The 13,835-nt window shown below is 69.2% G+C and carries 13 protein-coding genes; 3 read left to right on the top strand and 10 right to left on the bottom strand.

What is annotated here, in order from left to right; translation table 11 throughout:
• Positions 1–38: 38 nt before the first annotated feature.
• The 10 genes from glmM to prmB form a co-directional block, all read right to left on the bottom strand.
• A complete protein-coding gene (glmM, locus tag ACYVGY_RS03800; protein WP_460456131.1) occupies positions 39–1,382 on the bottom strand; it encodes a phosphoglucosamine mutase in 1,344 nt (447 codons plus the stop codon).
• A gap of 5 nt (positions 1,383–1,387) precedes the next feature.
• A complete protein-coding gene (accD, locus tag ACYVGY_RS03795; protein ID WP_460456130.1) occupies positions 1,388–2,278 on the bottom strand; it encodes an acetyl-CoA carboxylase, carboxyltransferase subunit beta in 891 nt (296 codons plus the stop codon).
• Positions 2,279–2,354: 76 nt separating this feature from the next.
• Positions 2,355–3,164 (bottom strand): tryptophan synthase subunit alpha, encoded by an 810-nt coding sequence (trpA, locus tag ACYVGY_RS03790; protein WP_460456129.1) that lies wholly within the window; start codon positions 3,162–3,164, stop codon positions 2,355–2,357.
• Positions 3,161–4,381: a tryptophan synthase subunit beta gene (gene trpB, locus ACYVGY_RS03785; RefSeq protein ID WP_460456255.1), complete on the bottom strand. Its 1,221-nt coding sequence runs from the start codon at positions 4,379–4,381 to the stop codon at positions 3,161–3,163. The genes trpA and trpB overlap by 4 nt, the downstream gene beginning before the upstream one ends.
• A gap of 1 nt (position 4,382) precedes the next feature.
• On the bottom strand, positions 4,383–5,018 hold the full coding sequence (locus ACYVGY_RS03780; protein ID WP_460456128.1) for a phosphoribosylanthranilate isomerase: 636 nt from the start codon (positions 5,016–5,018) through the stop codon (positions 4,383–4,385).
• Positions 5,019–5,154: 136 nt separating this feature from the next.
• A complete protein-coding gene (gene truA / locus ACYVGY_RS03775) occupies positions 5,155–5,922 on the bottom strand; it encodes a tRNA pseudouridine(38-40) synthase TruA (protein ID WP_460456254.1) in 768 nt (255 codons plus the stop codon).
• Positions 5,923–8,307, bottom strand: a complete 2,385-nt coding sequence (locus ACYVGY_RS03770; protein ID WP_460456127.1) for a FimV/HubP family polar landmark protein — start codon at positions 8,305–8,307, stop codon at positions 5,923–5,925.
• Between the two features lie 80 nt (positions 8,308–8,387).
• The gene (locus ACYVGY_RS03765) at positions 8,388–9,407 is read right to left on the bottom strand and encodes an aspartate-semialdehyde dehydrogenase (protein WP_460456126.1); all 1,020 of its coding nucleotides are present in this window, start codon (positions 9,405–9,407) and stop codon (positions 8,388–8,390) included.
• A gap of 50 nt (positions 9,408–9,457) precedes the next feature.
• Positions 9,458–10,549, bottom strand: coding sequence for a chorismate synthase (gene aroC / locus ACYVGY_RS03760; protein ID WP_460456125.1), 1,092 nt, complete (start codon positions 10,547–10,549; stop codon positions 9,458–9,460).
• 7 nt (positions 10,550–10,556) lie between these two features.
• Positions 10,557–11,477: a 50S ribosomal protein L3 N(5)-glutamine methyltransferase gene (gene prmB / locus ACYVGY_RS03755; RefSeq protein ID WP_460456124.1), complete on the bottom strand. Its 921-nt coding sequence runs from the start codon at positions 11,475–11,477 to the stop codon at positions 10,557–10,559.
• Positions 11,478–11,557: 80 nt separating this feature from the next.
• Here prmB and ACYVGY_RS03750 point away from each other — a divergent pair, with 80 nt between their 5' ends.
• From ACYVGY_RS03750 to ACYVGY_RS03740, 3 genes are read left to right on the top strand one after another with little or no spacing between them, the layout of a single operon-like run.
• Positions 11,558–12,223, top strand: coding sequence for an SCO family protein (locus ACYVGY_RS03750; protein ID WP_460456123.1), 666 nt, complete (start codon positions 11,558–11,560; stop codon positions 12,221–12,223).
• Positions 12,220–13,059, top strand: a complete 840-nt coding sequence (asd, locus tag ACYVGY_RS03745; protein WP_460456122.1) for an archaetidylserine decarboxylase — start codon at positions 12,220–12,222, stop codon at positions 13,057–13,059. The genes ACYVGY_RS03750 and asd overlap by 4 nt, the downstream gene beginning before the upstream one ends.
• A gap of 46 nt (positions 13,060–13,105) precedes the next feature.
• Positions 13,106–13,816 (top strand): arginyltransferase, encoded by a 711-nt coding sequence (locus ACYVGY_RS03740; RefSeq protein WP_460456121.1) that lies wholly within the window; start codon positions 13,106–13,108, stop codon positions 13,814–13,816.
• Positions 13,817–13,835: the final 19 nt, after the last annotated feature.

The raw sequence follows: 13,835 nt of genomic DNA, 5'->3' as shown, positions 1-13,835 counted from the left end.
GTCTAGGACCGGCCGCGTGAGCCGAGCCTGGACGAAGCTCAAGTCGCGGCGCGGACCACTTCGGCCAGGCGGTCGAGCACCTGCCGCATCAGGGCATCGTCATCGGCCTCGACCGTGACGCGCACCACCGGTTCGGTGCCCGAAGGTCGCAGCACCAGCCGACCCCGACCCGCCAGGGCGGCCTCGGCCTCGGCCCGCGCCGACTGCACGGCGGCGCTGTCGAGCGGCTTCACGCCGGGGGCGACACGGACGTTGACGGTCTGCTGCGGCAGCGGCTGATAGCCGGCCAGCGCCTGCTGCAGCGACTTGCCGCTGCGGCGCAGTACGTCAACCACCTGCAGCGCACTGACGATGGCGTCGCCGGTGCTGGCGCGATCAAGACAAAGAATGTGGCCGGAGGCTTCGCCGCCGAGCACGCCGTCGTCTTCGACCAGGGCCTGGTGCACATAGCGATCGCCGACCCGCGCGCGCCGGAAACCGATGCCCCGCTCGCCAAGCGAGCGCTCCATCGCGTAGTTCGTCATCAAGGTGCCGACCACCGGCCCGCGCAGGCGACCGCTGGCATGCCAGTCGCGCGCGAGCAGCCAGATCAGGCCGTCACCGTCGACCAGGCGCCCCTGCCCGTCCACCATCAGCACGCGGTCGCCGTCGCCGTCGAAAGCAATGCCCAGGTCTGCTCCGGTCTCGCGCACGCGCGCGACCAGGGCGCCGGGATGGGTGGACCCGACTGCTTCGTTGATGTTCAGGCCGTTGGGTTCGTTGCCAATGCAGTCGACCACCGCGCCCAGCTCGGAGAAAACGCGCGGCGCGACCTGGTAGGTGGCGCCGTGGGCGCAGTCGAGCACCAGCTTCATGCCCGACAGCACGAAGTCGTCCGGCACGGTGGATTTGCAGAACTCGGCGTAGCGCGCCATCGCGTCGGTCACCCGCGAGGCCTTGCCCAGGCGCTCGGATTCGACCGTGGTGAATGGCCGGTCGAGCTCGGCTTCGATCGCCGCCTCCACCGCGTCACCAAGTTTTTCGCCCTGGGCCGAAAAGAATTTGATGCCGTTGTCGTAGTGCGGGTTGTGCGAAGCGCTGATGACGATGCCGGCGTCAGCGCGCAGGGAACGGGTCAGGTAGGCCACCGCCGGGGTCGGCATCGGGCCCAACATGCGCACGTCAGCACCGGCGGCGACCAGGCCGGCCTCCAGCGCCGCCTCGAACATGTAGCCCGAGATGCGCGTGTCCTTCCCGATCACGACCGTCGCGCTGTCCCTGCCCTCGCCCACCAGCACGCGACCGGCGGCCGCGCCCAGGCGCAGCATGAAGTCGGCCGAGACTGGCCACTGGCCGACCCGACCGCGAATGCCGTCGGTACCAAAGTATTTGCGTTCGGACATCTGGCTCAGGCCGCGCCGTTCGCGCCGGCGTCGGACGTCGGCATCGGCTGGCGCATCATCAAGGCCAGCAGGGCCGAAAGCTTCTCGCGCATCTGACGGCGATCAATGATCAGGTCCACGGCGCCGTGATCGACCAGGAATTCCGAACGCTGGAAGCCCTCGGGCAGGGTTTCGCGCACCGTCTGCTCGATCACGCGCGGACCGGCGAAGCCGATCAGCGCATGCGGTTCGCCGACGTTGATGTCGCCCAGCATGCCCAACGAAGCCGAGACGCCGCCGGTGGTCGGATGCGTGAGCACCGACACGAACGGCAGCCCCGCGGCGCGCAGGCGACCCAGCGCTGCCGAGGTCTTGGCCATCTGCATCAGCGAGAACAGGCCTTCCTGCATGCGCGCCCCGCCGGTGGCGGAGAAGCAGACCAGCGGGCAGCCCAGCGCCAGCGCGCGCTCGGCGGCCAGGGTGAACTTCTCGCCCACCACCGAGCCCATCGACCCGCCCATGTACTTGAACTCGAATGCCACCACGCAAATGACGTGGTTCTTGAGCTTGCCCTGCACCGCGACCATCGCATCGCGCTCGCCGGTGGACTTCTGGGCCGCCTTGATGCGGTCGGCGTATTTCTTTTGGTCTTTGAAGTGCAGCGCGTCCACCGGACCGAGCGCCGCGCCAATCTCTTCGCCGCTGTCGTCGTCCAGGAAGGCCACCAGGCGCTCGCGGGCACCGATATACATATGGTGGCTGCACTTGGGGCAAACGCGCAGGTTCTTTTCCAGCTCGGGGCCGTAAAGGGCGGCGCCGCAGCGGTCGCACTTTTCCCAGAGACCCTCGGGCACGGCGCGCTTGCCGCCGCCTTCGGTGCGGATCCGCGACGGCATCAGTTTGGTCAGCCAGCTCATTCAGCCACCGGTCTTGTTCGGGGCGTGAAGTTTAGCCCGAATGGCCGGGACCGGAAGACCTGAGCCCCCCGGGGGCTCAGACGTGGGCGTCCAGGGCCGCGCGCAGCGGGGCCAGGAAGGCGCCGGCGCGCTGGGCGGCCTGCTCGGGCGTGTCCGCGCCGGCGAGGGCCTCCACCAGCGCACTGCCGACGACGATGCCGTCCGCTGCGGGCGCCAGGGCCGCAGCCGAGGCGGCGTCGCGAATGCCAAAGCCCACCAGCACCGGCACCTTGGCCTGCCTGCGCAGGTCGCCGGCCTTGGCCAGCACGTCACGGGTGTCGAGCTGGCCGCCGCCGGTCACGCCGGCGAAGGAGACGTAGTACAGATAGCCCTGCGACTCCGTGGCCAGCCGCGCCAGCCGATCCGGCGTGGTGGTCGGTGCCGCCAGCGAGATCAGGTCGAGCCCGGCGGCGTTGAAAGCGGCGCGGGTCGGGCCCGCCTCTTCCGGCGGCAGGTCCACCAGCAGCACACCGTCCACGCCGGCGTCCGCAGCGGCCTGGCCGAAACGCTCGGCGCCCCACATCTCAACCGGGTTCAGATAGCCCATCAGCACCACCGGCGTGTCGGCGTCGACGGTGCGGAACTCGGCAACGGCCGCCAGGATGTAGCGCAGCCCGGCGCCGCGCTCGATCGCACGCTCGGAGCTGCGCTGGATCACCGGACCGTCGGCCATCGGGTCCGAGAACGGCACGCCCAGCTCGATCACATCGGCGCCGGCGGCCACCAGCGCGTGCATCACCGGCACCGTGGCCTCGAGCGAGGGGTCGCCGGCGGTCACGAACGGCACCAGCGCCTTGCGCCGGGCGGTCTTGAGGGCGGCAAAACGGACCGCGATACGGCCGCTCACAGCGCGATGCCTTCGCGCTTGGCGATGGTGAAGATGTCCTTGTCGCCGCGACCCGAAAGATTGCACAGCACCAGGCCGTCCTTGGGCAGCTCGCGCGCGAGCTTCATGGCCTGGGCGACCGCATGGGCCGACTCCAGCGCGGCCAGGATGCCCTCGGTGCGGGCCAGCAGGTGGAAGGCCTCCATGGCCTCGTCGTCGGTGATGCCGACGTAGCTGGCGCGGCCGCTGTCCTTCAGGAAGGCGTGCTCCGGGCCGACGCCGGGATAGTCCAGACCGGCCGAGATCGAGTGGGTCTCGGTGATCTGGCCGTCGTCGTCGCAGATGACATAGGTGCGGTTGCCGTGCAGCACGCCCGGCCGACCGGCGACCAGTGACGCCGAATGGCGGCCGGTCTCGACGCCGTCGCCCGCGGCCTCGGCGCCGATGATGACCACGCCGGGATCGTTGAGGAAAGCATGGAACATGCCGATGGCGTTGCTGCCGCCGCCAACGCAGGCGGTGACCACGTCCGGCAGGCGGCCGTACTCCTCGAGCATCTGCGCGCGCGATTCCTTGCCCACCACGGCGTTGAAGTCGCGCACCAGCTTGGGATAGGGGTGCGGGCCGGCGACCGTGCCGATGATGTAGAAGGTGTCGTGCACGTTCGTCACCCAGTCGCGCATCGCTTCATTGAGCGCGTCCTTCAGGGTTTTGCTGCCCGAGGTGACGGGCACCACCGTGGCGCCCAGCAGCTTCATGCGGAACACGTTCGGGGCCTGGCGCTCGACGTCGGTGGCGCCCATGTACACCACGCATTCCAGCCCCAGGCGCGCGGCGACCGTGGCGCTGGCCACGCCGTGCTGGCCGGCGCCGGTCTCGGCGATGATGCGGGTCTTGCCCATGCGCTTGGCCAACATGCCCTGGCCGATGGTGTTGTTGATCTTGTGCGCGCCGGTGTGGTTGAGGTCTTCGCGCTTGAGCAGGATGCGGGCGCCGCCGACGTGGGCACTCAGGCGCGCCGCTTCGTAGATCGGGCTGGGCCGGCCGACGTAGTGGCGGTAGTCATGGCGCAGTTCGGCCAGGAACTCCGGGTCTTTGCTGTACTTGTCGTAGGCGGCCTCAAGCTCGCGCAGCGGCCCGATCAGGGTTTCGGAAACAAATACCCCGCCATAGCGGCCAAAGTGTCCCGCGGCATCGGGCCATGCGCCGAAATCAGTGATGTCGGCGGCCTGCGGGATGTCATTCCTGGGAACTGCGGTCTGCACGTCGAACCTCGTCTACGAATTGCTGCATTTTGTCGCCGTCCTTGGTGCCCGGCGCGCTCTCGATCCCACTCGACACGTCCACGGCGTAGGGCCGCGCGGTGCGGATAGCCTGAGCGACGTTGATGGCCGAGAGTCCGCCGGCCAGGAAGACCGGCTTGCCGAGTGGCGGGATGGTATTCCAGTCGAACCGTTCGCCGCGGCCGCCGGGTTCGCCCGGTCCATGGCCGTCGAGCAGAAAAGCACTGGCTGAAGGGTAGCGTTTTCGGGCCAGCGCCGCATCGCCTGCACCGTGACCCATCGCCACGGTCTTGATGAAAGGCAGGCCGAAACCGCGGCAGAACGCATCGTCTTCGCTGCCGTGGAACTGCAGCAGGGTCGGCCGAAGGATCTTCAGCGCCGCCGCAACCTCGCTGCCGGGGTTGTCCATGAACAAGGCCACGGCATCCACCAGCGGCGGCACGGCCTGGCGCAGCCCTTCGAGCTGTTCCAGGCCGAGCCGGCGGGGACTGGCCGCGGCGAACACGAAGCCCAGCGCATCCACGCCGAGCTCAACCGCCAGCCGGACGTCGCCAGGCCGGGTCATTCCGCAGAACTTGATGCGCGTTCTCATGGCGACATTGTAGCCGCCCGCCGTGCGCGTCCCGTGTACGCCGCCCTACCCTGCAAGCAAACCATCCTGTGGGAGGGACTTCAGTCCCGATGCCCTTCGGCGAAAAACATCGGGACTGAAGTCCCTCCCACAGGCTTTACAGGGTGACTTCGGGCGGCAGGCCCCACTCGACGGGATAGCGAGGCCCGAGGAAGACCAGACCGCTGGACGGCGCCGTGGGGCCGGCCACCGCCCGATCACGCCCGGCCAGCAGCTCGCCAAGCCAGGCCTCCGGCCGCTCCCCGCGCCCCACCGGCAGCAGGCTGCCGATGAAGTTGCGGACCATGTGGTGCAGGAAGGCGTTGGCCTGAACTTCGACGATCACCCGATCGTCCTCGCGCCGCACGCTTATCTCGTGAACGCTGCGGTTCGGGTGCGGCGCCTGGCAGTGAATGGTGCGGAACGCGCTGAAGTCATGGTCACCGACCAGCGCCTGCGCCGCGCGATGCATCGCGTCGGCGTCGAGCGGCTGGCGCTCCCAGGTCAGGTATTCGCGCTGCATCGCCGGACGCATGGCTCGATTGAGGATGGTGTAGCGATAGCGGCGGGCACGCGCCGCGTAGCGAGCATGAAAGTCCTGCGGCATTTCCTGGCACCACAGCACCGCGATGCTTCCCGGCAGCCGGCTATTGGCGCCCTGCCTGAATGCGTAGGGCGTGCGGCCGACATCCGAATCCAGATGCACTACCTGGCAACGCGCGTGCACGCCGCTGTCGGTACGCCCGGCGCAAACCACCGGGACCGGATGATTCGCGACGAAGGACACCGCCTTCTCGACCTCGGCTTGCACCGTGACGGCGTGCGACAGCCGCTGCCATCCCTGGAAGCCGCTGCCGTCGTACTCGATGCCCAGTGCGTACCGCAGTTAACCGATGTCCTTGAGCAGGCGAGCAGCCTCTTCGCGACCGGCGGGACCCGCTTCGGCCACCACTTCCTCCAGCATCCCCTTGGCGCCCTCGACGTCGCCGATGTCGAGATAGGCCTTCGCCAGTTCGATCTTGGTCGCGCTGCCATCGTCGCTGTCCTCGGCGATCGCGGGCGCAGCGTCGAAGCCTGCGTCAAAGCCCTCGTCGAGCCCCTCGGCAGTGAAGTCGGGCTCAAGCTCAGGCTCAGGCTCCGGCGCGAGCTCGGGCTCGACGATGGCGGGACTTGGGTCGGCAACGCTGCCCGTGACGCGATCCCAGTCTTCATCCTGGTCCACGATCGCCGCCGGCGGCGGCGCCACGACGTCGACCTCGTCCAGGTTGGGGATGTCCGCGGGCGTCGGCTCGGCCGGCTCGGCGGTGGACGCCATCACCCCGGTATCGCCAAAGCGCGGCGCGTTCCAACCGGCCTGGCTGAACAAGGTATTGCCTGGTGCCAGCGACGCACCCATTACCACCGCCTCGCGCCAGCGCGGGTCCAGCGTGCTGCGGACCTGGATGCGCATGGCCTGGGCCGCGCGCTCGTATTCGGGCGCTTCGCCGCGGGCGTAGTGGTAGCGCAGCAGGCCGATATGAGCCTCAAGGTCGCTGGGACGCTCACGCAGCGCCTTCTGCAGGCGCAGCAGGTTCTCGTCGACGCCCGCCGCCGCCACCGGCTCGCCGGCGTCTTCGTCGACGGCATCTTCCGGCACGGCGCGCTGCGCGCCCGGCAGGCTGGCGCGCACGGCATCGTCCTCGGAAATGCGACGGGACGGCGTCGGCATCGCCGACTTGCTGCGGCGACCGCGCAGGGCCAACACCAACCCGCCCAGCAAGACCAGTCCGGCGCCGATCAGCACCAGCGGATTCATGTACCAGGGCGCGGCAAGAGGCGCCGGCTCGGTGACGGCGGCAGCGGTCGTGTCCGGCGGCGAGGCTTCGGGTGCCGCGGCCGGGGTGATCGGCTCGGGCTGGCCGAGGCGGTCCTGCAGCGCCTTGAGCTGGCTGTCCTGCAGCGCGACCAAGCGCTCGCTGTCGGCCTGCTGCTCGTCGAGCTCGGTCAGCTGGGAACGCAGTTCCGCCACTTCCGACTGGCGTGCGGCCAGATCTTCGCGGCTCTGGGTGAGTTCCGCACGCAGTTCAGTGCCCGTGCCGGCACCGCTGGCGCCTGACTGCACCCCGCGAGCGGCTTGCTCGCCGCCCGAGGGCGGCACGATTTCGAGGCGACCATCGGCGGCGGCGGGAGCCGGACGCGCGGCCGGACGCCCCGGGGCCTCGGCGACCGATTCGGCCGGCTGCGGCACCGGCTGGCGACGCGCCTGCCAGGCGCTGGCCTGCTCGCGAACCAAGGCAGCGGCCTCGTCGGCGCCGAGGCTGAGCACCTCGTCGCGCGCCGGGATCCGCAGCACCGCGCCGCGCTTGAGCTGGTTGATGTTGTCGTTGATGAAGGCCTCGGGATTGGCCCGCTGCAGCGCCAGCATCATCTGGTTGATCGTGACGGCCCGATCGGTGCGCGCGCCGTTGGCGATGCTCCAGAGGGTCTGGCCTTCGCTGACCGGACCGTAGCTGTCGGCCGGCGCAGGGGTCGGGGCCGGCTCAGGCATCGGCGCAGGCGTGGCCACCGGGACGGGCTCAGGCGTCGGCACCGGCTCAGGCGCCACGGCTGCGATCTCGGGCTCGGCTTCCGGTTCGGCTTCAGGCTCGGGCAGCACCGGCTCGGGCGTCGGCTCGGGCGTCGGCTCGGGCGTCGGCTCCGGCGCGGGCGGCGGCGTGAGCTCGGCGATGGGCGTCTCGTCCGGCGGGATATCGGTAACCGTCAGCACCGGCTCGGGGTCGGCCAGGGGCGTGGTTTCGACCGGCTCGGGCATCGGCGACGGCGGCGGCGCGACATAGGGCGCGGGGGCCGCGGCCACCGGCGCCTCCAGCGGCCGGATCAAGGCCGGGGCGATGTAGGGCGGATCCACCAGGGCGCTGTACTCGCGCACGACGCTGCCGCGGCCCCAGTTGGCCTCGACCAGGAAAGTGAGGAAAGGCTCGGTGAAGCGCGAGACCGTGGTGATCAGGATGACGGGCTGGCCGGCGGCGTTCTTGCCGATGCTCATCTGAAGGTTGGCGGTCAAGCCGACCGGCCGCTCCAGGCCGACGCGCGCGAACGCTTCGGGCGAAGCCAGGCGCACTTCGAGCTCGTCGAGCTCACCGGCGGCCGCCGAAAGAATGGGGATCTCGGCCACCAGAGGCTCGTTCAGCCCGGACTTGACCTGGATTTGGCCCAGGCCCAAGGCATGTGCGCTGGACGCGCCCAAGGCCAGTGCCAGCGCGAGTGGTAGCTGCAGATGCCGTTTGTTCACGCGTTAACTCTCCCCGAAGAAGGCTGGCGCGACCACTCCCCTGCAGCGGCCCCGACGGAATTACCGGTCGAATATACCGGTCAGCCGGTCGCTTTGACCACGAGTTCCGCCAGCTGCACCGCGTTCAGTGCCGCTCCCTTGCGGATGTTGTCCGAAACAATCCACAGGTCCAGACCACGCGGATGCGACAAATCTTCCCGGATCCGGCCCACGTAGACCGCATCGGTGCCGGCCGCATGCGTCACCGGCGTCGGGTAGCCACCGGGCTCGCGATCGTCGACCACTTCCACGCCGGGCGCCGCCTCAAGCAGCTCACGAGCCGCCGTGGCCGTCAGCTTGTCCCGGGTCTCAAGATGCACCGCCTCGGAATGGCCAAAGAACACCGGCACCCGGACCGCGGTCGGGTTCACCTCAATCGTGTCGTCGCCCAGGATCTTGCGCGTCTCCCACACCAGCTTCATTTCCTCGCGGGTGTAGCCGTTGTCCATGAACTCGTCGATGTGCGGGATCAGGTTGAAGGCGATCTGCACCGGGAACGCTTCCGGCGCGTGGTTCTGGAAGCCGAGCATGGCCGCCGTCTGCCGCCCCAGCTCTTCCATCGCGCTGCGACCGGCGCCGGACACCGACTGGTAGGTGGCGACGTTGATGCGCGTGATGCCGACGGCGCGATGGATCGGCGCCAGCGCCACCAGCATCTGCATGGTCGAGCAATTGGGGTTGGCGATGATGCCGCGCGGGCGATCGGCGACTGCCTCCGGATTCACCTCAGCCACCACCAGCGGCACGTCGTCGTCCTGACGGAAGGCCGAGCTGTTGTCGATGACGACGGCACCGGCCGCCGCGAACTTCGGCGCGAACTCCCTGGACACCGAAGCGCCGGCCGAGAACAGGGCGATGTCCACGCCGGCCGGATCGAAGCTGGCCAGGTCCTGCACGACGATCTCGCGCGCGCCGTAACGCAGCTTGCCACCAGCCGAGCGCTCGCTGGCCAGCAGGTGCAGGGTTCCGACTGGAAAGGTCCGCTCGGCCAGGATCGACAGCATCGCCTCGCCCACGGCGCCGGTGGCGCCGACGATTGCCACGTTGTAGCTCTTGCTCATTGGATACGGATTCCTGGGACGGTATTGGGGTTGCCGCCGCCGCGCCGCGCCTAACCCGGGATGCGCGGCGAAACCACGGCCACGTCGCCACATTGGGCACGATGGCGCAGGGCCTGGTCCATCAGCACCAGGGCCAGCATGGCCTCGCAGATCGGCGGGGCGCGCAGGCCGACGCAAGGGTCGTGGCGGCCGGTGGTGATCACTTCGACGGGCTGGCCGCCGGTATCCACGGTGTCGCCGGGCAGGCGCAGGCTGGAAGTAGGCTTGAAGGCCACAGAACAAATGATGTCCTGGCCGCTGCTGATGCCGCCCAGGATGCCGCCGGCATGGTTGCTGCCAAAGCCGGCTGGCGACATCAGGTCGCGATGCTCGGTGCCTTTCTGGGTGACCGCCGCGAAGCCGGCGCCGATCTCGACGCCCTTCACCGCGTTGATGGACATCATGGCCGCGGCGATCTCGGCATCAAGCTTGCCGTAGATCGGCTCGCCCCAGCCGGGCGGCACCCCGCGGGCGATGACGTCCACGCGCGCGCCGACCGAATCACCGGACTTGCGCAGCGCGTCCATGAACGCCTCAAGCTCGTCCACCTGGGTGGCATCGGGCCAGAAGAAAGGATTGGCTTCGATCGCCGACGCATCGAAGCCGCGTGGACGGATGTCGGCGATCTGCGACACGTGCGCCTGCACGGTGATGCCGTGGCGCTCGGCCAGCCACTTCTTCGCGATCACCGCTGCGGCGACCCGCATCGTGGTCTCGCGGGCTGAACTGCGGCCGCCGCCGCGCGGGTCGCGCAGGCCGTACTTGTGCAGGTAGGTGTAGTCGGCGTGGCCGGGCCGGAACTGCTCGGCAATCTTCGAGTAGTCCTTGCTGCGCGCGTCGGTATTGCGCACCAACAGGCCGATCGGGGTGCCGGTGGTCAGGCCCTCGTAGACGCCGCTGAGGATTTCAACCTCGTCGGCCTCGTGCCGCTGCGAGGTGTGGCGCGACTTGCCGGTGGCGCGGCGGTCCAGGTCGGCGCGGAAATCTTCCGCCGAGACCGCCAGGCCCGGCGGGCAGCCGTCAATGACGCAGCCGATGGCAGGGCCGTGGCTTTCACCGAAAGTCGTGACGCGCAGCAGCCGCCCGAAACTGTTGTCGCTCATCCGTGCGTCAACTCCGCCTGGCGTCGGCCAGGGCCTTGATGCGGGCGTGGTGCGCGACCAGGTCCTCGCGTTCGGCGACAAAGATGCCCATCTGACCCACCTTGAACTCGACCCAGGCCAGCGGAAGCTCCGGCAGCAGCTCGACCAGCGCGCGCTCGCTTTCGCCGACCTCGCAGATCAGCAGGCCGTTCTCGGAGAGATGCCGCGGGGCGTCGCGCAGGATTTCCAGCGCCAGGTCCAGGCCGTCGTCGCCGGCGCGCAGACCCAGGTCGGGCTCGTGCGCGTACTCCGGCGGCAGTGCGTCGGTTTCGGCATGGGTGACGTAGGGCGGGTTGGTGACGATCAGGTCGTAGACCTCACCATCGAGGTTCTTGAACAGGTCGGAGTGGATCAGGCGCAGGTTGTCGGTGTGCAGCCGGATCTTGTTCTCCAGCGCCAAGGCCAGCGCATCGTCGCTCAGGTCCACGCCGTCCACGGCCCACTGCGGGTTGTAGTGCGCGGTGGCAATGGCGATACAGCCCGAGCCGGTGCACATGTCGAGCACCCGCGTGACGTCGCGACCGCCCAGCCAGGGCTCGAAACCGGTCTCGATCAGTTCGGCGATCGGCGAGCGCGGCACCAGGGCCCGCTTGTCGGTCTTGAAGCTCAGGCCGGCGAACCAAGCCTCGCCAGTGAGATAGCAGGCCGGGATGCGTTCCTGGATGCGGCGCTCGAACAGCGCCAGCACGGCCGTGCGCTCTTCCGCCACCAACCGGGCCTGGCCGTAGGCCGGACCCAGGTCGGGCGGCAGGTGCAGGGCATGAAGCACCAGCTGGGTGGCCTCATCCAGCGCGTTGTCATGGCCGTGCCCGAAGGTCAGGCCGGCCGCGCCAAAGCGGCTGGCGCCGTAGCGGATGAAGTCGACGATGGTGACGAGTTCGATTGACATATGCGCCAAGCCCTTGCAATGCCGCGAGTATAGCCGCGCGACCGCTATAATTGGCTCCTCGCCGCCTTCCGGGACACGCCGTGTTCAACCGCAGCACCCTGCTAATCCTCGTCGCCGCGCTCGCGGCCGGCCTCGGCCTCTGGGCCGCCCAGGTCGTGATGGCGCCCGCCCCCGTCACGTCGTCGGCCGGGGCGTCGGTCGCGCCAGCGGTGGATCCGGCGAGTCTCAAGGCCGTGCGGCTGTTCTCCAGTCCGCGCGTCCTGCACCCGTTCGCGCTGGACCAGTCCGACGGCACGCCGCTGGAAGCGGCCGAGCTGCAGGGCCGCTGGACGGTGGTCTTTCTCGGCTTCACCCACTGTCCGGACGTCTGCCCGACCACGCTGTCGGAGCTTGCGCAGTCGCAGAAGGCCTGGGCCGAGCTGCCGGATGAGCGCCGCCCGCAGGTGCTGTTCGTATCGGTCGACCCCGAGCGCGACACGCCCGCCAAGACCGGCGAATACGCCGCGTACTTCCACCCCGCGACCCTGGCCGCGACCGGCAGCGAGGGCGCACTTCAGGCGTTCGCCGGCAGCCTGGGCCTGGTCTACATGAAGGTTGATACCGAGGCCGGTGACTACACCATGGACCACTCCTCGGCCCTGGTGGTGATCGACGCGCAGGGACGCCAGGCCGGTCTGATCCGCCCGCCCTTCGTGCCGGCCGACATCGCCGCCGACCTGGCCCTGCTGTCGGAGGCGGCGCCGTGAGCCCCAAGGTCGCGCTGCAATACGTACTGCCGCACCGCCTGCTTTCGCGCATGGCCCATGCCGTCGCACGCATGCGCACCGTCTGGTTCAAGAACTGGCTGATCCAGCTGGTGGTCCGAAAGTTCAACGTGGACATGGCCGAAGCCGCGGACCCGGTCGCCACCCACTACCCGCACTTCAACGCCTTCTTCACCCGCGAACTCAAGCCCGGTGCACGCGTGGCCGACGCCGACCCGCGTGCGCTGGTCATGCCCGCCGACGGCAAGGTCAGCCAGGCCGGACGCATCGAGGCCGGCCGCATCTTCCAGGCCAAGGGCCAGGCTTTCACCGCCGCCGAACTGCTGGGCGACGAAGCCATGGCCGCGCCCTATGCCGACGGCTGGTTCGCCAATATCTATCTCTCGCCGCGCGACTACCACCGGGTGCACATGCCCTGGACCGGCACCCTGGTGGAAACCATGCACGTACCGGGCCGGCTGTTCACGGTCGCCCCCTGGGGCGTGCAGGCCATCCCGCGTCTGTTCGCGCGCAACGAGCGTCTGGTCTGTCATTTCGAAACCGATTTCGGCCCGATGTGTTCGGTGATGGTCGGTGCGCTGCTGGTCTCGGGCGTGGAAAGTGTCTGGAATGGCGAAGAAATCCCGCCTTATGCGCACAAGCCGGTGCGCCGCGACTGGCGCGGCAAAGGCATCACGCTGGATCGTTTCGCGGAGATGGCGCGCTTCAACTACGGCTCGACCGTGATCTTGCTGTTCCCGCGCGACGCCGTCACGCTCGACACCTTCGCCACTGAAACCATCACGCGCGTCGGCCAGCGCCTGGGTCTGGCGCGCTGACACCCGGACGTGCGCCTCGCGCACGCCCGGGGATAGACTGGGTCGCATGGGCAACCAGCACCAAATCCGGCTGTTCCAGACCGTGGAGCACGCCTGCGGCTATTGGCCCGACCGGCGCTCGCGCGACCTGATCATTGATCCCAGCGACCCCTACCTGCCGACTCTGTTCGGACGGGCCCTGGCCATGGGGTTCCGGCGTTCGGGCGGGCATGTCTACCGGCCGCATTGCGTCGGCTGCCGCGCCTGCATCTCGGTGCGCATTCCGGTGCGGAAGTTCGTGCCCAACCGGGCCCAGAAGCGCTGCCTGGCCCGCAATGCCGACCTTGAGCTGCGCAGCCTTCCGGCACGTCGCACGGCGGAGAATTTCGCGCTGTACCGGCGCTACCTCGACGCCCGCCACGTGGGCGGCGGCATGGACGATCCGGCACCCGAGAACTTCGACGCCTTCCTGGCCTGTCACTGGAGCCCGACCGAGTTCATGGAGTTCCGCTGCGACGGCGAACTGCTGGCGGTCGCGGTAACCGACGTCGTCGGCGATGCGCTCTCGGCGGTCTACACCTTCTACGCCCCGGAACAGGCTGCGCGCAGCCTGGGCACCTACGCGATCCTGCGCCAGGTGCAGCGCGCCCGCGACGAGGGCCGGGAGTACCTCTACCTTGGCTTCTGGCTCGAGGGTCATCCCAAGATGACCTACAAGCGCGGCTACCGACCGCTGGAGTTCCTGGACGGCGCGCAATGGCAGCCTATGCCTGACTAGCCTGGCGCCCGCGACGGCT

The sequence above is a fragment of the Arenimonas alkanexedens genome (assembly GCF_054781355.1).
Note: the sequence above shows the minus strand (reverse complement) of the source record. Positions and strands in the feature narration are given on the sequence as shown.

Coding starts and splice junctions, on each gene's coding strand:
- ACYVGY_RS03780 (WP_460456128.1), bottom strand. CDS start 5,018: ATGAGAACGCGCATCAAGTTCTGCGGAATGACCCGGCCTGGCGACGTC.
- prmB (WP_460456124.1), bottom strand. CDS start 11,477: ATGTCAATCGAACTCGTCACCATCGTCGACTTCATCCGCTACGGCGCC.
- ACYVGY_RS03765 (WP_460456126.1), bottom strand. CDS start 9,407: ATGAGCAAGAGCTACAACGTGGCAATCGTCGGCGCCACCGGCGCCGTG.
- aroC (WP_460456125.1), bottom strand. CDS start 10,549: ATGAGCGACAACAGTTTCGGGCGGCTGCTGCGCGTCACGACTTTCGGT.
- ACYVGY_RS03740 (WP_460456121.1), top strand. CDS start 13,106: ATGGGCAACCAGCACCAAATCCGGCTGTTCCAGACCGTGGAGCACGCC.
- glmM (WP_460456131.1), bottom strand. CDS start 1,382: ATGTCCGAACGCAAATACTTTGGTACCGACGGCATTCGCGGTCGGGTC.
- accD (WP_460456130.1), bottom strand. CDS start 2,278: ATGAGCTGGCTGACCAAACTGATGCCGTCGCGGATCCGCACCGAAGGC.